This is a genomic window from Nocardia sp. MH4 (assembly GCF_019266065.1).
Taxonomy (GTDB): Bacteria; Actinomycetota; Actinomycetes; order Mycobacteriales; family Mycobacteriaceae; genus Nocardia; species Nocardia canadensis.
Genome location: NZ_LPNR01000123.1, coordinates 12,778 through 31,669, shown reverse-complemented (window position 1 = coordinate 31,669; position 18,892 = coordinate 12,778). Strand labels below are relative to the sequence as shown.

The following is an 18,892-nucleotide window of genomic DNA, read 5'->3' as shown; positions in this document are numbered from 1 at the left end:
GGAGCGCCTATTTCTCGTAGGCCGTCCCGGAACCCTGCACGGTCAGGCGCACGCGATCGCCGCGCGCGGGTGCCGCGATGCCGGTGCGGCGGACCGTGACGGTCCCGGCGCCCTCGGCCAGCTCGATGGTCAGGATGACATCGGGACCGCGGAAGTCGACCTCGGTCACCGTCCCGCTGTGCTCGGCGGTGACGACCTCGGCGGTGAGTTGTTCGGGCCGCAGCATCAGGGTGGTCTCGCCGGTGGGGGCGTCGCGCTGGACCGGGACCGCGCCGAGCGCGGACTTGGCGACGTCGGCCTCGCAGAGTGCGTCGAGCAGAATGCAGTCGCCGAGGAAGCGGGCGGTGAACAGGTCGGCCGGATGGTGATAGACCTGCTCGGGCGGGCCCACCTGGGTGAAGCGGCCGTCGCGCATGACGGCCACCTGTTCGGCGAAGCTCAGCGCCTCCTCCTGATCGTGGGTGACCAGGATGCTGGTCATGCCCGCGGCGCGCAGGGTGTCGGCGACCGCCTGGCGGGTGGTGGCGCGCAGGCCGGTGTCGAGGGCGCTGAAAGGCTCGTCGAGCAGCATCAGGTCGGGCTTGCGGGCCAGTGCCCGGGCCAGCGCCACCCGCTGCTGCTGGCCGCCGGAGAGCTGGTGCGGCGTGCGATCGGCGTAACCGGGATCCAGCGACACCATCGCCAGCAGTTCGACGACGCGGTCGCGGTCGCGGTGACGGCGCAGCCGATCGCCCAGCCCGCGCCAGCCGGTGTGCAGGCCGTAGGCGATGTTGTCGGCGACGCTCAGGTGCGGGAACAACGCACCGTCCTGCGCGACGTAGCCGATCCGCCTGCGCTGTGGTGGCAGGCAGACATCGTGGCGCACAACGGTTTCCGCGCCCAGCTGCACGGTGCCCGTCTCGGGCGCCTCGAAGCCGGCGATCACCCGGAGCAGCGTCGTCTTGCCGCAGCCCGACGCGCCGACGACGGCCGCGGCGGTGCCGTCGGGGACGTCGAGATCGATGTGGTCGAGGACCCGCGTCGAGCCGAAGGTCTTCGACACCGCGCGCACGAGAAGCCGACTCATACCCCGGCCGCCTTTCTGGACTGGGTGAACAGCACATAGGTCACCGGGATCGCGGCGACGATCATGATCAGTGCGTACGGTGCGGCGCCGGCGTAGTCGAGTTCGCCCGACAGGCCCCAGAACTGCATGGCCAGCGTGCGAGTTCCATTGGGCGCCAGCAACAGTGTCGCGGTGAGCTCGGTGGACACGGCGACGAACACCAGCGCCGCGGCCGAGGCGGCGGCGGGCGCGGTCATCCGCAGGGTCACCCGGAAGAACGTGGCCGAGGCCGATTCGCCCAGCGAGCGCGACACCTCCTCCAGTCCGACCGGCACCTGCGCCAGCCCGGCCCGCACGCTCACCAGCGCGCGGGGCAGGAACATCAGCGCGTAGGCGATCACGACCAGCGTCACCGTCTGATAGAGCGGCGGGGTCCAGCGGATGGTGACCGTCACCAGCGCGAGCGCGATCACGATGCCGGGCAGCGAGCTGGTGATGTAGTTCGCGCCCTCGATCACCCGGGCGAACCTGCTGGTCGAGCGCACCGCGATCCACGCGACGGGGAACGCGCACAGGGTGGTGATCAGCGCGGCCGCCGCCGCCAGACCGATCGTCTGGCCCAGCGCCTGCCCGATCACCGCGGTGTCCCAGACCGCCGCGCCGCCCAGCCACAACCAGCGCCCGATCGTCCACAGCGGCACGCCGAGCGCCCCGCCGACCACCGCGACCAGCACGCCGAACAGCGGAATCCGCCACCAGCCCAGGGCGATCGGCCGCGCCGCGCGCTGCGCGCCCGCGCCCAGCCTGGCGTAGCGCGCGTTCCCGCGCAGCAGCGCCTCGCCGCCGAGCAGCGTCAGACAGCACAGGACGAGCACACCGGCCAGCATGCTGCCCGCGGGTCCGGCGAAACTGCTCTGGTACTGCTCGAAGATCGCGGTGGTGAACGTGTCGTAGCGCAGCATCACAAACGCGCCGTACTCGGCGAGCAGGTGCAGACCGATCAGCAGCGCGCCGCCCAGGATCGCCAGCCGCAACTGCGGCACCACGATGCGCCAGAACACTTCCACCGGCCCCGAGCCGAGGGCGCGCGCCGACTCCTCGACGGCCGGATCGAGGCGGCGCAGCGTGGCGGCCACCGGCAGATATACCAGCGGGAAGTACGACATCGTGGCCACGATGACCGCCGCCGACAGCCCGTACATCGACGGGAACGCGCTCACCCAGCCGTAGCTGTTGACGAACGCGGGCACCGCCAGCGGCGCGACCAGCACCGGACCCCACCACGCCCGGCCCGGCACGTCGGTGCGCTCGACCAGCCAGGCCAGCCCGACCCCGAGCACCACACACACCGGAACCGTCCACAGCACGAGCGCGACGGTATTGGTGAGCAGCTCGCCGACCCGTGGCCGGAACACCAGCGCGGCGGCTTCACGCAGGCCGGTGTCGAACAGCACCGAGACGATGTAGCCCAGGGGAATGAAGGTCGCCGCCGTCAATGTCAGCGCGACGAGCGTGACGAACACCCCGGGCCTGCCGACCCGGGGTGCTGTCGTCGATGCGGTCCGCAGGGCCACTTACAGCAGTCCCGCCTCGGTCATCAGCTGGGTGACCTTCTTCGAATCGAGCTTGCTGGGATCGATCGCCGGCGCCTGCAGGTCGGCCAGCGGTGGCAGCGCGGGGTTCGCGGCGACATCGCTCGCCACGGGGTACTCCATCGACGTGCCGTCGCGCAGGATCTCCTGGCCCTGCTTGCCGGTGATGTAGGCCAGGAACTTCTGCGCGGCCTCCTGCTTCTTGCTCGACTTCAGCACGCCGCCGCCGGACACGCTGACGAAGGCGCCCGGGTCCTGGTTCTTGAAGTAGTGCAGCGCGGTGTTCGCGCTGCCTTCCTTGGTGTTGGCCTGATCGCGGTACCAGTAGTAGTGGTAGATCACGCCGCCCTCGGGATTGCCCGAGTTCACCGCCTTCATGGTCGCGACGTTGTTCTGCAGCGAGGTCGCGTTGGCCTTCATGCCCTGCAGCCAGGAGCGGGTCACGTCCTCGCCCTTCAGCGCGAGCAGGCCCGCGACGATCGCCTGGAAGTCGGCGCCGGAGGTGCCCGCGCCCCAGCGGCCCTTCCACTGCGGCTGCGCCAGGTCGAGCAGCGAGGCGGGCAGGCCCGCGGTCGGCAGCTTGTCCTTGTTGTAGACGAAGACCGTGGCACGCGCCGCGACACCGGTCCACTTGCCGGTCGACGGGCGGTACTGGGCGGGGACCTGGTCGAGGGTGGCCTTGTCGACGTCGGCGAACAGGCCCGCGTTCTCGACCAGTGCCATGGCCGGGGAGTTCTCGGTGAGGAAGGCGTCGGCGGGGGAGTTGGCACCCTCGGCGACCAGCTGGTTGCCCAGCGCGGTGTCGCCACCCTGGCGCAGGACGACCTTGATCCCGGTCTCCTTGGTGAACGCCGCGGCCCACTCCTTGGTGAGCGACTCGTGCTGGGCGTTGTAGACGGTGATCTCGTCGGCGTCGCCCGAGGAGGACGAGCAGGCGCTCACACCGAGCGCCGCCACCGCGATCGCCATCAGCCCGGCCAGGGGTTTCCAACTACGCGACGTCATCGGCGTCCTTCCACACAGGGTCCCCATCCTATGATGAGGCTTACCTAAGCAAGATACCCCGCGTGAAATGCGTGGATGCGATCGACCGGCGTTTCAGGGCAAACCGGAGAAATCCCGTGCGGCAGTGCGGTTCCGGTCGTCGAGCATGCTGAGCGGGCAGCCCCACGCCGCGCCGGAATACCCCCGATGGCGGGCGGCGCCACCGGGGGTTCGATCAGTGTTTGGTGGCCGGCGCCGAGCAGATCTTCCAGGTGCCGTCTTCCTTCTTCAGATGCTCTTCGGTGCTGTCCTCGGTGTCGGGCTCCTCGCCCGCGACCGAGAGTGTCAGCTTGCCGACCACCGTCGCCTTGGCGGTGTCACCGGTGATGACGATGTCCTCGACGTTGTCGATGATCACCGAGACCGTCGCCGAATCGAACTGCTGCCGCTGCTCGGGCGAGAGGTTGGCGATCTCGGCCCGGTCGGCCTCGCAGGCCAGCTCCGCCGCGGCGATGAACCCGTCCGCGTCGAGCGTGTCGTAGAAATCGCGGATCGCGACCTCGATCTTCTTCTCGTCCGAGGACAACGGGGTGCGCCCCTGGAGCGTCAGCACCACCCCGGCGACCAGCGCGCCGATCACCACCAGCGCGACCACGCCCAGCGCGATGAACAACCCGGTCCGCTTCTTCTTCGGCGGCTGCTGGGGCGGGAATACGTCCGGCGCTCCGGGCGGCCCCGGGGGCGGCGTCTGTCCCGGCCCGAACCCGGCGTGCGGGTACCCGGGCGGCCCCGAGGGCATCCCGGGCGGCTGCTGCCCGAACGGCGGTTGCTGTCCTTCTGGCGGATTCGTCAAGCCTCGCTCCTATGTCATCGGGGCGAGGCCCCGAAACCTGTGGAACCGTGCGTGAACAACCTGATCTCAAACGAACGAGGCCCCGACCGAACGGACGGGGCCTCGAAATGTGCCCTCGGCAGGATTCGAACCTGCGGCCTTCTGCTCCGGAAGCAGCCCCGGCCCGTCCAGGCGAGTCCTGCGAACGTCGACAGCGTACCGTCACCTGCTGGTTCGGTTCGGCGGGGTCCGGGGTTGTCTGCCCTGCTTGTGACAGCGTGGTGACACTCAGTCCCGGGCGTACAGTCCCTTCCTGTGCACGAACGCGACTCCGGCCAAGACTGGGAAGCTGACCCGCTCATTGCGGACGGGAAGCCGTCCACCTGGGAGGAGTTCGCCGAGGACGCGCGTGCCGGTGACAGTGGCTGCGCACCCCCACAGCTAGGCCCGTATGCGGGAGATCCCTCAGTCGATGAGAACGGCATCGCGGTGCTTGACGCGACCGTAGATGAGCAAGGGCCGGTAGACCGCTGACTGGACCGCGTCGGCCCTGGTCTGGGTTGGGGTGCGTATCCCGGGGCTGGTTCACCGCCTGCTTCGAGGACTTTGGGTGAGGTTGTGACAACTCGTGACATCGAAGCGAGCTGAGGATGCAGATCAGAAAGGCCCCCGACCGCTTGTGTGCTGGTCGGGGGCCTTTCTCGTGTGTGCCCTCGGCAGGATTCGAACCTGCGGCCTTCTGCTCCGGAGGCAGACGCTCTATCCCCTGAGCTACGAGGGCGGGATAGATGCCGGTCGCGGTGAGGCGATCGGGCAGCGACAGCGTATCGCATCGAGTGCGGTGCGCCAAAAACGGTGCCGGACCGGGCGGTTGACCCGGTCCGGCACTCGATCAGCTCAGTGGGAGCGGGCTGGCGCCGCGGGCGGCCAGCATGCTCTCCATCAACTGGGACTCGCCCGCTTGGGTCTTGGACATCTGCGCGGCCAGGGTGCGCACCTCGGTGGTGTCGGCGTGCTCGGCGGCGTAGTCGAGCATCGGCACACCGCCCTGGTGGTGGCGCAACATGAGCTGCAGGAACAGGGTGTCCATCGCGGCGCCGGTGGAGCGGCGCAGCGTCGTCATCTCCTCCTGGCTGGCCATGCCGGGCATCGACGTCATCGGGCCCGCCATCGCGTGCCCGGTGGTCGTCGCGGCACCGTGGCCGTGCGCGCCCGCGCCGTGGTCGGTCATCCAGCCCATGTAGCCGTCGACGTTCTGGTTCGGCTCGCCCCACAGCTGCAACCAGCCCTGCATCCGGCCGATCTGGTTCTGCTGGGTGGTGAGGATGTCGTAGGCGAGCCTGCGCACGTCGTTGTCGGTCGAGCCGATCAGCGCCGCGCCCGCCATGTCGACGGCCTGCGCGTGATGGGCCGACATGTCCTGGCTGAACCCCACGTCGACAGGGCCCGGCGCCGGAGTATCGGCCTCGTTCAGCGGCATCCGCAGCAGCACGCCCGCGACGGCGCCCAGCAGCAGCAGGCCGATCGCGCCGAGCACCAGGATCGCCCCGGCCGGGCGACGCGCGCCCGCCTCGGCCGCGGCGTCCTCGGGCTCGGGCGCGGTGTGGTCGGGGTCGACCGCGCTGTCGGTTCCCACTACTGGCCCGCGGGCTGGGTGCCCGGCATCTGGAAGCCGTCGGGCAGACCGGGCAGACCCGCGCCGCCGGGCAGACCGGCACCCGCGCCGAGCTCGGACTGGTCCTGGGTCAGGCCCTTGCCGTCCATCGGCACGGCCTCGGGGCCGTAGGGCGCCGGGTCGAACGGCGGCGGGTTGTTGGCGTCGAAGATCGGGTTCGAGCAACTCGCGCCGACCTCGGGGTAGGCGTAGGGGTTCTCGCGCAGGGCGGAGATGAACTGCTTGATCCGCGCGTCGTCGGCGGAATCGAGCTTGAGCTGGTGACCCCACGACTGCAGCGCGATCGGCGCGTCGAGGCCCGGGTAGGGCGACATCAGCGAGTACTGGCGGCCCTTGACGTAGTTCGACAGCTTCTCCACGCCCGCCGCGTCGACCTTGTCCGGGTTGTAGGCGATCCAGACCGCGCCGTGCTCGAGCGAGTGGACCGCGTTCTCCATCCGGATCGGCTTGGCGTAGACGGTGCCGGTGCAGTTGGCCCACGCGCCGTCGTGCGGGCCACCGTAGGCGGGCGCCTTGTCATAGGCGACGCGCTGGGCCGCGGTCACGTGCAGACCGGCCGGGTACTCCTGCTTGACGACGCCGCTGATCTTGGCCGAGGGGTCCTGGTTCTCCTTGGACGGCACCCATTCCTTGAGGTCGGTCTGGGCTTCCCGGATCGCGGCCTGGTCCAGGTACTTGGGCACCAGGCTGTAGGCCAGCAGGCCGATCAGCGCGACGATCGCGACACCGGCGCCCAGCAGGGCCCAGGGCACGTCGCGCTTCTTGTGCGGAAGGTTGCCCTTGCCGGGTTTGCGGGACGGAGACGACTTCCCCGCGGCCCGGACGGCCTTGGCTGATGTGGCGCTGGTCCTGCTCGGCATCGCTCGTTGTGCTCTTTCGACGTGTGGATCGGGACGTTCGTACCGGGCGGTCGTGGTTGCGAGGCGCCCAGCCAATAGGATAGAGACTCGTGACTCCAGCTGACCTTGCAGATCTCCTTCGCACCACCGCCGCGAAGGTGCTTGTCGAACGCGGACTGGACTCGTCGGTCCTGCCCGAGCAGGTCACAGTGGAGCGTCCGCGCAACCCCGAACACGGCGACTATGCCACGAATGTGGCGATGCAGGTGGCCAAGCGCGTGGGAACCAATCCGCGCGAACTCGCGGGCTGGCTGGCCGAGGCGCTCTCGGCGACCGATGGCATCGATGTGGCCGACGTCGCGGGTCCCGGCTTCCTCAACATCCGCCTGGCCGCCTCGGCGCAGGGCGCGATCGTCGCGCAGATCCTGGCCGCGGGCGAGAAGTTCGGCACCGGCGCCGCCCTGGCCGGCACCAAGATCAACCTCGAGTTCGTCTCCGCCAACCCGACCGGCCCCGTGCACCTCGGTGGCACCCGCTGGGCTTCCGTCGGTGACGCGCTGGGCCGCATCCTGGCCGCGCAGGGCGCCGACGTGACCAGGGAGTACTACTTCAACGACCACGGCGCCCAGATCGACCGCTTCGCCAAGTCGCTGGTCGCGGCCGCGCTCGGCGAGCCGACCCCCGAGGACGGCTACGCGGGCGAGTACATCCAGGAGATCAGCGCGAGCATCGTCGCCGCGCACCCCGATGCGCTCACCCTGCCCGCCGACGAGCGGCACGAACTGTTCCGGCGCGAGGGCGTGCAGCAGATGTTCGCCCAGATCAAGCAGGATCTGCACGACTTCGGCACCGATTTCGACGTGTACTTCAACGAGAGCGAACTGTTCGCCTCCGGCGCCGTCGAGCGGGCCGTCGAGGAGCTCAAGAACTCCGGCAACCTGTACGAGAAGGACGGCGCCTGGTGGATCGCGTCCACCGAATACGGCGACGACAAGGACCGTGTCGTCCTCAAGAGCGACGGCAACGCCGCCTACATCGCCGGTGACATCGCCTACTTCCAGAACAAGCGCGCGCGTGGCTTCGACCTGGCCATCTACATGCTCGGCGCCGACCACCACGGCTACATCGGCCGGTTGAAGGCCGCCGCGGCCGCCTTCGGCGACAACCCCGACACCGTCGAGGTGCTGATCGGGCAGATGGTGAATCTGGTCCGCGACGGCCAGGCCGTGAAGATGAGCAAGCGCGCCGGCACCGTGGTGACCCTCAACGACCTGGTCGAGCAGATCGGCGTCGACGCGGCCCGCTACTCGCTGGTGCGCTCCTCGGTGAACTCGAGCATCGACATCGATCTCGACCTGTGGACCAAGGCGAGCAGCGAGAACCCGGTCTACTACGTGCAGTACGCGCACTCACGGACCAACAGCATCCTCGGCAATGCCGCCAAGTACGCCGAGTTCGCCACCGTCGCACCGGATTTCGCGCTGATGACCTCGGCGCGCGAAGGCGACCTGATCCGCACCCTCGGTGATTTCCCGCGCGTGGTCGCCACCGCCGCCGAGACCCGCGAACCCCACCGCATCGCCCGCTACCTCGAAGAACTGGCCGGTGTCTACCACCCCTTCCAGTCCGACGACGACATGCGCGTGCTGCCCAAGGGTGACGACGCCGTCACCCCGCTCAACGCCGCCCGGCTCGAACTGGTCAAGGCCACCCGTCAGGTGCTGGCCAACGGTTTGGCCCTGCTCGGCGTCAGCGCACCGGAGCGCATGTGACCACCGGCAAGCTTTTCAGGAAGGACGCACAACTGTGAGTGGTGCACACCCGGCCGGTCCCCGGCACGCAGAGATCCCGCACGCCCCGAGCCTGCCCGAGCGCCCGACCGATCCGCGCGAGATGATCGACCTGCCCGCCAACGTGTGGCCGCGCAACGCCGCTCGTGGCGAGGACGGCGTCGTGCGGGTGGCCGGGGTGCCGATCACCGAGCTGGCCCAGCAGTACGGCACCCCGCTGTTCGTCGTCGACGAGGACGATTTCCGCTCCCGCTGCCGCGACATGGTGCGCGCTTTCGGGCCCAACGCCCGCGTGCACTACGCGTCCAAGGCGTTCCTGTGCGGTGAGATCGCGCGCTGGATCCGCGACGAGGGGCTGTCGCTGGACGTCTGCTCCGGTGGCGAGCTGGCCATCGCCCTGCACGCCGGGTTCCCGGCCGAGCGCATCGCGCTGCACGGCAACAACAAGTCGGTGCCCGAGCTCGAGGCCGCGGTCGCCGCGGGCGTCGGCCACGTGGTCGTCGACTCGCTCTACGAGATCGAGCGGCTCGAAGCGGTCGCCGGTGCCGCGGGCGTGGTGCAGGACGTGCTGGTCCGGGTCACCGTCGGTGTCGAGGCGCACACCCACGAGTACATCTCCACCGCGCACGAGGACCAGAAGTTCGGTTTCTCGATCGCCGGTGGCGACGCCATGGAGGCGCTGGCCCGCGTCTTCGAGGCCGACAACCTGCGCCTGGTCGGTCTGCACAGTCACATCGGCTCGCAGATCTTCGAGCTCGACGGCTTCGAGATCGCCGCGCGCCGCATGCTCGGCCTGCTCCGCGAGGCCATCGACAAATTCGGTATCGAGCGCACCGCACAGATCTCCACCCTGGATCTGGGCGGTGGCCTCGGTATCTCGTACCTGCCGAGCGACAACCCGCCGCCGCTGGACGAGTTCGCCGCCAACCTGCGCGGTCTGGTCGCCGCCGAGGCCGCCCGCGCCGGGCTGCCCGAGCCGACCATCGCCGTCGAGCCGGGCCGCGCCATCGCGGGGCCGGGCACCGTCACGCTCTACGAGGTCGGCACCATCAAGGACGTCGAGCTCGACGGTGGCGCGCGTCGTCGCTACGTCAGCGTCGACGGCGGCATGAGCGACAATATCCGTCCCGCGCTGTACCAGGCCGATTACGATTGCCGTCTGGTCTCGCGCTCGTCGGACGCCCATGCGGTCGTCGCGCGTGTGGTCGGAAAGCATTGCGAGAGTGGCGATATCGTCATTCGTGACACCTGGATGCCTGCCGATGCGGGCCCCGGTGACCTGGTCGCCGTCGCGGCGACCGGCGCGTACTGCTACTCGATGTCGAGCCGCTACAACCAGCTCACCCGGCCCGCGGTGGTCGCGGTGCGCGACGGTGCGTCGCGACTGATTCTGCGCCGGGAAACGGTGGCGGACCTGCTCAGCCTGGAGGTGGAAGGATGACCGTGAACAACGGGACCAAAGACGCGGGGCGCCCGCTGGGTGTCGCCGTGCTCGGCATGGGCACCGTGGGTACCGAGGTCGTCCGCGTGCTGCGCGACCACGCCGAGGACCTGCGCTCGCGCGTCGGCGCGCCGCTGGTGCTGCGCGGCGTGGCCGTCCGCGACCTGAGCAAGGACCGCGGCCTGCCCGCCGAACTGCTCACCACCGACGCCGAGGCGCTGGTCGCCCGCGACGATGTCGACCTGGTGGTCGAGGTCATGGGCGGCATCGATCCCGCCCGTGCGCTGATCGGCGCCGCCCTGAGCGGGGGCAAGTCCGTCGTCACCGCCAACAAGGCGCTGCTGGCCGACTACACCGGTGAGCTGGCCGCCGCCGCCGAGCGCAGCCGCGCCGACCTGTACTTCGAGGCCGCCGTCGCCGGCGCGATTCCGGTGGTCCGTCCGCTGATCCAGTCGCTGTCGGGTGACCGGGTGAACCGCGTGGTCGGCATCGTCAACGGCACCACCAACTTCATCCTCTCCGCGATGGACGAGACCGGCGCCGCCTACGACGACGTGCTCGCCGAGGCGACCGAGCTGGGCTACGCCGAGGCCGACCCCACCGCCGACGTCGAGGGCTTCGACGCCGCCGCCAAGGCCGCCATCCTGGCCTCGCTGGCCTTCCACACCCGCGTGACCGCGGCCGATGTGTATCGCGAGGGCATCTCCAAGATCACCGCCGAGGATCTGGAAACCGCCTCCGCCGTCGGCTGCACCGTGAAGCTGCTCGCCATCTGTGAGCGCGTCGCGGCCGGTCCGGGCGAGCCCACCTCCGCCGAGGGCGGCAAGGACCGCGTCTCGGTGCGGGTGTACCCGGCGCTCATCCCGCGCAAGCACCCGCTGGCCTCGGTCAACGGTGCGTTCAACGCCGTCGTCGTCGAGGCCGACAACGCCGGTAGGCTGATGTTCTACGGTCAGGGCGCCGGTGGCGCGCCGACCGCTTCGGCCGTGCTCGGCGACCTCGTGATGGCCGCCCGCAACAAGTTCTACGGTGGCCGCGCTCCCGGCGAGTCGGTCTATGCTGAGCTGCCGATCGCGCCGATCGGGGACACCCCCACCCGCTACCACGTGAACCTGCAGGTGGCGGACCGGCCCGGCGTGCTCGCCGCGGTGGCCGACACCTTCGCTCAGCACGGGGTGAGCATCTCCACCGTGCGTCAGCAGGGGCACGGCGACGGCGCCCGGCTCGTGGTCGTCACCCACCATGCGGTGGAGTCCTCGCTGGCCGATACTGTCGCGGCATTGGCGGACATGGATTCCGTCACCTCCGTGACCAGCGTTCTCAGACTGGAAGGCACCGAAGAATCATGAGCACCACTGGCATCGCCCCCCAGCTCGGCGTGCACTCGCGCTGGCCGGGTCTGATCGCGGCCTACCGCGACCGGCTGGCCGGTGCGGCCGACTGGGAGCCGGTCACCCTGTTCGAGGGCGGTACCCCGCTGGTCCCCGCGACGCACCTGTCCGAGCTGACCGGGTGCGGGGTGTACCTCAAGGTCGAGGGTGCCAACCCGACCGGTTCCTTCAAGGACCGCGGCATGACGATGGCGATGACCGACGCGAAGTACCGCGGCCAGAAGGCCGTGCTGTGCGCCTCGACCGGCAACACCTCGGCCTCGGCTGCCGCCTACGCCACCCGCGCGGGCATGGAGTGCGCGGTGCTGATCCCGCAGGGCAAGATCGCGATGGGCAAGCTGGCCCAGGCCGTGATGCTGGGTGCGAAGATCATCCAGGTCGAGGGCAACTTCGACGACTGTCTCGAGCTGGCCCGCAAGGTCACCTCGGACTTCCCCGAGGTCGGGCTGGTGAACTCGGTGAACCCGGCGCGAATCGAGGGGCAGAAGACCGCGTCGTTCGAGATCTGCGATGTGCTGGGCAAGGCGCCCGATGTGCACGTGCTGCCGGTGGGCAACGCGGGCAACATCACCGCCTACTGGCGTGGGTACCGCGAGTACCACGCCGACGGCATCACCTCGGGGCTGCCGCGCATGCTCGGCGTGCAGGCCGCCGGTGCGGCCCCGCTGGTCAACGGCGCGCCGGTGCGTGACCCCGAGACCGTGGCCACCGCGATCCGGATCGGCGCCCCGGCGTCGTGGAACGGGGCGATGGAGGCCAAGGAGCAGTCCGGTGGCGCGTTCCGCGCGGCCACCGACGAGGAGATCCTGGCCGCGTACCGGCTGGTCGCGGCGACCGAGGGCGTGTTCGTCGAGCCCGCGTCGGCGGCGAGCGTGGCCGGTCTGCTGGCCGCCCGCGCGGAGGGCTGGCTGGATTCGGGCCTGACCGTGGTCTGCACGGTGACCGGCAACGGTCTCAAGGACCCCGACAACGCGCTGGCCGGCATGCCCGAGGTCAAGCCGATCGCCGTCGACCCGGTGGCCATCGCCCACGAGCTCGAGCTGGCCTGAGTTGAGCGCACGCGAGAGCAGGCTGATGACCGCTACCCTGCCCGCCGGTCTCGAAGTGACCGTGCGCGTTCCCGCTTCCACGGCCAACCTCGGTCCCGGATTCGATTGCCTGGGAATGGCATTGGGTCTCTACGACGAGATCGTGGTGCGCACCACCGATTCGGGTCTCGAGATCCGGGTCGAGGGTGAGGGCGCCGACGACGTGCCGTGGGGCCCAACGCATCTGGTGGTGCGGGCGATCGAGCGCGGACTGGAATCACTCGGTGTCTGGGCCGACGGCCTCGACGTGGTGTGCCGCAACGTGATTCCGCACTCGCGCGGCCTCGGTTCCAGTGCCTCGGCCGTGGTCGGCGGCCTGGCCGCCGGCGCCGGGCTGGCCGCCAAGTTCGATCCCGACCTGCGGCTGGACGGCGCTCAGCTGGTGCAGCTGGCCTCGGAGTTCGAGGGTCATCCCGACAACGCCGCGGCCAGCGTGCTCGGTGGAATCGTCGTGTCGTGGACCGAATCCGATGCCGAGCAGAATCGCGCTTATCGGGCCGTGCGGCTGACCCCCGCCGCGGCGCTGCGCCCGGTGGTGCTGATCCCGCAGGAACGCTCGTCCACCGCGCACACCCGCGGGCTGCTGCCCGAGCAGGTGCCGCACGGTGACGCCGCGTTCAACGTCAGCCGGGCCGCGCTGGCCGTCGTCGCGCTCACCGAGCGCCCCGATCTGCTGATGCCCGCCACCGCCGACCGGCTGCACCAGACTCAGCGTGCTCCCGCGCTACCGCTCACCACGACCTGGATCGAGCGACTGCGGGCCGCGGGAATTCCGGCCACCGTTTCCGGCGCCGGTCCGACGATTTTGGCGCTCGCCACCGAGGATTTCCCTGATGACCTGCGCAAACAGGCGGAAGCGGACGGGCTGCGAGTGGTCGAACCCGGCATCGCCGACGGCGTCGCGATCGACTGACGGCGTGCCTGCCTTGCCGTTGTTCGCAATTGGCAGCTATTCTGTGCAAGTCCGTACATCGTGCGCATCAGACGCCGGTGCTTCATCAGGGCAATCGCTCCAGCAGGCTCCAGGCTCGAGCCTCCACACCATGGAGGTGCTGCGACGCCGAGAAGCCGCTCAACTGGAATGATCTCTCCTCACCACTGTCTTCTGGTGGCGAAGCCTCCGGTCCGGCGGGGCGGGTAGTACGGCACAGGCGTCCGGTCGGACGCATAATCCGAGCTCGGCACAGGGTGCCGGGTCTACGGAACGAACCCTCGATTCAGCACACGGCATTCGAGGGAAGGAAAGGATTTCCGTGACAGATACGGACCTGCTCGCGACACCCGGGGTGGAATCCAACCCTACGAACTCGGGCGGCCGCGAAAGTGAATCCGGACAGATTTCGAAAATGAGCGAACACACCGACGTCGCACGATCGGGGCTGACTGGAATGCTGTTGCCGCAGTTGCGCGCATTGGCGGGGGAGCTCGGTATCCGAGGCACCTCCGGTATGCGCAAGGGCGATCTCATCGCCGCTATCAAGGAAAACCAGGCCGGAGCGCCTGCGAAGGCGGGTAAGCCCGCCGAGGCCGCCGCCGTGACGGCCGACGCGCCCGCCGCCAAGAGCGAAGCGCCCGCCAAGGCGGAAGCGCCCGCCAAGACCGAGGCGCCCGCCAAGGCCGACAAGCCGGCCAAGGCCGACAAGGCCGAGCCCGCCGAGAAGCAGGCCGCCGCGGTCGTGACCGAGCAGGCCCCGGCCGAGCAGGGGACGGCCGAGACCAAGACCGCCGAGTCGACCGAGGATTCCGGTCGAGAGGGCGGTCAGCGTGGCCGTGGCAGGCAGCGTCGTGGCCGTGACCAGGCCCGTTCCGGCGGTGGCGAGAACGCCCAGGCCGAGAACCGCGCCGAGGAGACCAAGCAGGCCGACAAGGCCGACGGTGGCGAGCAGGGCGAGCGCAGGCGTGAGCGTGGCGAGCGCAACGGCGGCGACCGGGGCGAACGCGCCGGTGGCGACCGTGGTGAGCGCACCGGTGGCGACCGTGGTGAGCGCAACCAGAACGAGCGCAACCAGAGCCAGAACGGCAACAACGCCGGGAATCGCGGTCCCCGCGACGACCGCGGTGGCGACGACGAGGAAGGCGGCCGCGGTCGCCGGGGTCGCCGGTTCCGTGAGCGTCGTCGTGGTCGTGACCGCGACGGTGGCGCCGGTGGCGGTGGCGGCGAGGCCCGCGACTTCGAGATCCGCGAGGACGACGTCCTGCAGCCGGTCGCCGGCATCCTGGACGTGCTGGACAACTACGCGTTCGTGCGGACCTCCGGCTACCTGGCCGGCCCGAACGACGTGTACGTCTCGATGAACCTGGTGCGCAAGAACGGCCTGCGCCGCGGTGACGCGATCACCGGTGCGGTGCGCGCCCCGCGCGACGGCGAGCAGAGCAACCAGCGCCAGAAGTTCGACCCGCTGGTCCGCCTGGACACCGTCAACGGCGGCGAGGTGGAGGCGGCCAAGCGTCGTCCCGACTTCCAGAAGCTGACGCCGCTGTACCCGAACCAGCGTCTGCGTCTGGAAACCACCCAGAACAAGCTGACCACGCGTGTGATCGACCTGATCATGCCGATCGGCAAGGGCCAGCGCGCGCTGATCGTGTCCCCGCCCAAGGCGGGTAAGACCACGATCATGCAGGACATCGCCAACGCGATCGCGATCAACAACCCCGAGTGCTACCTCATGGTCGTGCTGGTCGACGAGCGTCCCGAAGAGGTCACCGACATGCAGCGTTCGGTGAAGGGTGAGGTCATCGCCTCCACCTTCGACCGGCCGCCGGCCGACCACACCTCGGTCGCCGAGCTCGCCATCGAGCGGGCGAAGCGCCTGGTGGAGATGGGCAAAGACGTTGTCGTGCTGCTCGACTCGATCACCCGATTGGGCCGCGCGTACAACAACTCCTCGCCCGCCTCGGGCCGCATCCTCTCCGGTGGTGTCGACTCGACCGCGCTGTACCCGCCCAAGCGGTTCCTCGGCGCGGCGCGCAACATCGAGAACGGTGGCTCGCTCACCATCATCGCCACGGCGATGGTCGAGACCGGCTCCACCGGTGACACGGTGATCTTCGAGGAGTTCAAGGGCACCGGCAACGCCGAGCTCAAGCTCGATCGCAAGATCGCCGAGCGGCGCGTGTTCCCGGCGGTGGACATCAACCCGTCCAGCACCCGCCACGACGAGTTGCTGATGTCGCCCGACGAGATGGCCGTGGTGCACAAGCTGCGGCGCGTGCTCTCGGGCCTGGACTCGCACCAGGCGATCGATCTGCTGATGGATCGGCTGCGCAAGTCCAAGAACAACCTCGAGTTCCTGATGACGGTCTCCAAGACCGCACCGGGCGCACTCGACGAGTGACGCGACGGGGGCCCGCTACGGCGGGCCCCCGCTGCGTTTCCCGGCCGGGAACAAACCTGTGGCCGGGGGTGTTTTCGGAGGGTGCGGCCAGGTCTGGCATACTGGATCGCTGTGTGTCTGCGAGTTCGCAGACATCCCGCCTAGTCGGTTCCGGTTCACGTATCCCGCGCTCCAGCGGTGTACGACCCGGCGACCATTATCGAGAGGACGCCCATGAAGGCAGGAATCCACCCCACGTATGTCGACACCACCGTTGTGTGTGGTTGCGGCAACACCTTCCAGACTCGCTCCACCAAGGAGTCCGGCCAGATCACCGTCGAGGTCTGCTCGCAGTGCCACCCGTTCTACACCGGCAAGCAGAAGATCCTCGACACCGGCGGCCGCGTCGCTCGCTTCGAGGCTCGCTACGGCAAGCGCGCGGGCAAGAAGGCCGACGCCAGCTAGTTGCCTCACCCGACGCCCGGTTCTGCTTTCGCAGGCCGGGCGTCGGTATTTTCGGCGGCGCGGGCGCCGCGGGGTCTCGGCCTTTCGGCCTCGATTCTTCCCTCCTCCGCTCAGTCGCTTCGCTCCTTCGCTCCGTCAGTCCAGAATCGAGGCGGCCGAGACGGGCCTTCGGCCCACCAGACTCCGCAGCCGCTACCTCCCCAGTAGGAGTTCACCGACATGGCCGATCAGACGGCCCCTTCCGCCATCGACGACATTCTGGCCGAGTACGCCGGCCTGGAGACGCAGCTGGCCGATCCGTCGTTGCACAACGACGCCGGTGCGGCCCGGCGGGTGGGCAAGCGATTCGCCGAGCTGGCGCCGGTGATGTCGACCTACCGCAAGCTCGAGTCGGTGCGCGACGATCTCGAGGCGGCCCGTGAGCTGGCCGCCGACGACGCCACGTTCGCCGCCGAGGTGCCCGGCCTGGAAACCCAGCTGGTGGAGCTCGAGCAGGCACTGGCCGATCTGCTCGCTCCGCGCGACCCGCACGACGGCGACGACGTGGTGCTCGAGGTGAAGTCCGGTGAGGGCGGCGAGGAATCGGCGCTGTTCGCCGCCGACCTGGCCCGCATGTACATCCGCTACGCCGAGCGGCACGGCTGGAAGGTGGAGACGCTCGACGTCACCTACTCCGACCTGGGCGGCTACAAGGACGCGACGCTGTCGATCAAGAGCAAGGACGCGGCCCGCGACGGCGTGTGGTCGCGCTTCAAGTTCGAGGGCGGGGTGCACCGCGTGCAGCGCGTGCCCGTGACCGAGTCGCAGGGCCGCATCCACACCTCGGCCGCCGGCGTGCTGATCTACCCCGAGCCCGACGAGGTCGAGCAGGTGCAGATCGACGAGACCGACCTGCGCATCGACGTCTACCGGTCCTCCGGCAAGGGCGGCCAGGGCGTCAACACCACCGATTCCGCGGTCCGCATCACCCACCTGCCCTCCGGCATCGTGGTGACCTGCCAGAACGAGCGGTCGCAGCTGCAGAACAAGGCGCGCGCGATGCAGGTGCTCGGGGCTCGGCTGCAGGCGCTGGCCGAGGAGCAGGCCGAGCAGGAGGCGGCGGCCGGTCGGGCCAGCCAGATCCGCACGGTGGACCGTTCCGAGCGGATCCGCACCTACAACTTCCCGGAGAACCGGATCGCCGATCACCGCATCGGTTTCAAGGCGCACAACCTCGACGCCGTGCTCGACGGTGACATGGACGCGCTACTCGACGCGCTCGGCAAGGCCGACCGCGACGCCCGGATGGCAGCCGAGTAGCCGGGATGAGCGCTCAGCGCCCGGACCGGGCAACGCGCGCCACGCTCGCCACCAGGGAGGACGCTCGCGCATGCCGGACGACACGGTGACCGAGCGGGTCCGGTTGCGTCCGCTGATCGTCGCGGCCGCCGAGCGACTGGCCGCGGCGGGCGTGGCCTCGCCCCTGCCCGATGCGGAGAACCTGGCCGCGCACGTGCTCGGGATCGACCGGATGCGGTTGGCGCTGCATCCGATGGTCGAGCCGGACGAGGCCGCGCGATTCGCCGCGCTGGTCGATCGGCGGGCCACGCGAATCCCGTTGCAGCACTTGACCGGCACGGCCGCGATGGGCGAGATCGACCTGGCCGTGGGTCCCGGGGTGTTCGTGCCGCGCCCGGAGACCGAGCTGCTGTTCGCCTGGGCACTGGCCTGGCTGGAGACGCTGCCCCACGACCACGCGCCGCTCGTCGTCGACCTGTGCACCGGGTCGGGCGCGCTGGCCCTGGCCATCGCGCACGCCCGCCCGGATGCCGAGGTCCACGCCGTCGAACTCGACCCCGACGCCCTGACCTGGGCCCGCCGCAACGTCGACGACCGCATCGCCGACGGCGACACCCCGATCACCCTGCACGCCGACGACGTCACCGACCCGGCCCTGCTCACGGCCCTGTCCGGCCGCGTCGACCTGGTCGTGTCGAACCCGCCCTACATCCCGGAGGCGGCGGTCCTCGACCCCGAGGTCGCCGACCACGATCCGCACCGCGCCCTCTTCGGCGGCCCCGACGGCCTCGATGTCATCCGCCGGATGGTCCCCACCATCGCCCGCCTGCTGCGCCCCGGCGGCGCCACCGCGATCGAACACGACGACACCAACGGCGGGGGAGTGGCGGCCCTGCTCGCCGCGGCCGATTTCACCGGCATCGTCGAACACGCCGACCTCGCCGACAAGCCCCGCTTCGTCGTCGCGACAATGCCCAGCAAATCCTGAGTCCTGATCGAACGACGTGCCAGGGCCGACGAGGTCGGCCCCCGAGTCCCGGCAGCACACTTCCAGCAGGAAACGAATTCCGTGCTCGCGCATGCGCCGCGGGCGTATCCCGGGGACGCCCAAAAGTCCCCCCACATTCCGCCGTCGGCCCGACAGCTAGACTCTTGCCG

At 69.8% G+C, this 18,892-nt stretch carries 15 protein-coding genes and 2 tRNA genes; 9 read left to right on the top strand and 8 right to left on the bottom strand.

Translation table 11 applies throughout. The features are described 5' to 3' along the window. Positions 1 to 7: 7 nt before the first annotated feature. The 8 genes from ATM97_RS28055 to ATM97_RS28020 form a co-directional block, all read right to left on the bottom strand. Positions 8 to 1,066, bottom strand: a complete 1,059-nt coding sequence (locus ATM97_RS28055; protein WP_218721202.1) for an ABC transporter ATP-binding protein — start codon at positions 1,064 to 1,066, stop codon at positions 8 to 10. Next, a complete protein-coding gene (locus ATM97_RS28050; RefSeq protein WP_374104914.1) occupies positions 1,063 to 2,619 on the bottom strand; it encodes an ABC transporter permease in 1,557 nt (518 codons plus the stop codon). Before ATM97_RS28050 ends, ATM97_RS28055 begins: the two co-directional genes overlap by 4 nt. Next, the gene (locus ATM97_RS28045; RefSeq protein WP_218721201.1) at positions 2,620 to 3,642 is read right to left on the bottom strand and encodes an iron ABC transporter substrate-binding protein; all 1,023 of its coding nucleotides are present in this window, start codon (positions 3,640 to 3,642) and stop codon (positions 2,620 to 2,622) included. A 214-nt stretch (positions 3,643 to 3,856) separates the two neighbouring features. Beyond that, positions 3,857 to 4,474 carry a hypothetical protein gene (locus ATM97_RS28040; RefSeq protein ID WP_218721200.1) on the bottom strand — a complete coding sequence of 206 codons (618 nt, stop codon included), beginning with the start codon at positions 4,472 to 4,474 and terminating at the stop codon, positions 3,857 to 3,859. A 110-nt stretch (positions 4,475 to 4,584) separates the two neighbouring features. Beyond that, positions 4,585 to 4,647, bottom strand: a tRNA-Ser gene (locus tag ATM97_RS28035). Between the two features lie 514 nt (positions 4,648 to 5,161). Beyond that, positions 5,162 to 5,234, bottom strand: a tRNA-Arg gene (locus ATM97_RS28030). 111 nt (positions 5,235 to 5,345) lie between these two features. Next, positions 5,346 to 6,089, bottom strand: a complete 744-nt coding sequence (locus ATM97_RS28025; protein WP_218721199.1) for a DUF305 domain-containing protein — start codon at positions 6,087 to 6,089, stop codon at positions 5,346 to 5,348. After that, a complete protein-coding gene (locus ATM97_RS28020) occupies positions 6,089 to 6,988 on the bottom strand; it encodes a DUF3105 domain-containing protein (RefSeq protein ID WP_218721198.1) in 900 nt (299 codons plus the stop codon). The genes ATM97_RS28025 and ATM97_RS28020 overlap by 1 nt, the downstream gene beginning before the upstream one ends. Positions 6,989 to 7,077: 89 nt before the next feature. Between ATM97_RS28020 and argS the strand changes: the two genes are divergently transcribed. From argS to prmC, 9 genes are all read left to right on the top strand, one after another. Beyond that, complete coding sequence (gene argS, locus ATM97_RS28015) at positions 7,078 to 8,739, top strand: arginine--tRNA ligase (protein ID WP_218721197.1); 1,662 nt, start codon at positions 7,078 to 7,080, stop codon at positions 8,737 to 8,739. A 34-nt stretch (positions 8,740 to 8,773) separates the two neighbouring features. Continuing rightward, positions 8,774 to 10,198 (top strand): diaminopimelate decarboxylase, encoded by a 1,425-nt coding sequence (gene lysA / locus ATM97_RS28010; protein ID WP_218721196.1) that lies wholly within the window; start codon positions 8,774 to 8,776, stop codon positions 10,196 to 10,198. Then, complete coding sequence (locus ATM97_RS28005) at positions 10,195 to 11,547, top strand: homoserine dehydrogenase (RefSeq protein ID WP_218721195.1); 1,353 nt, start codon at positions 10,195 to 10,197, stop codon at positions 11,545 to 11,547. The genes lysA and ATM97_RS28005 overlap by 4 nt, the downstream gene beginning before the upstream one ends. Then, positions 11,544 to 12,638, top strand: a complete 1,095-nt coding sequence (thrC, locus tag ATM97_RS28000; protein WP_218721194.1) for a threonine synthase — start codon at positions 11,544 to 11,546, stop codon at positions 12,636 to 12,638. The genes ATM97_RS28005 and thrC overlap by 4 nt, the downstream gene beginning before the upstream one ends. 25 nt (positions 12,639 to 12,663) lie before the next feature. Next, positions 12,664 to 13,590 (top strand): homoserine kinase, encoded by a 927-nt coding sequence (gene thrB / locus ATM97_RS27995; RefSeq protein WP_218721213.1) that lies wholly within the window; start codon positions 12,664 to 12,666, stop codon positions 13,588 to 13,590. 340 nt (positions 13,591 to 13,930) lie between these two features. Further along, a complete protein-coding gene (gene rho / locus ATM97_RS27990) occupies positions 13,931 to 16,012 on the top strand; it encodes a transcription termination factor Rho (protein WP_218721193.1) in 2,082 nt (693 codons plus the stop codon). A 213-nt stretch (positions 16,013 to 16,225) separates the two neighbouring features. Continuing rightward, on the top strand, positions 16,226 to 16,456 hold the full coding sequence (gene rpmE / locus ATM97_RS27985) for a 50S ribosomal protein L31 (protein ID WP_022567395.1): 231 nt from the start codon (positions 16,226 to 16,228) through the stop codon (positions 16,454 to 16,456). 219 nt (positions 16,457 to 16,675) lie between these two features. After that, positions 16,676 to 17,755, top strand: a complete 1,080-nt coding sequence (prfA, locus tag ATM97_RS27980) for a peptide chain release factor 1 (RefSeq protein ID WP_218721192.1) — start codon at positions 16,676 to 16,678, stop codon at positions 17,753 to 17,755. A 70-nt stretch (positions 17,756 to 17,825) separates the two neighbouring features. Beyond that, positions 17,826 to 18,722, top strand: a complete 897-nt coding sequence (gene prmC / locus ATM97_RS27975; RefSeq protein ID WP_218721191.1) for a peptide chain release factor N(5)-glutamine methyltransferase — start codon at positions 17,826 to 17,828, stop codon at positions 18,720 to 18,722. Positions 18,723 to 18,892 lie beyond the last annotated feature (170 nt).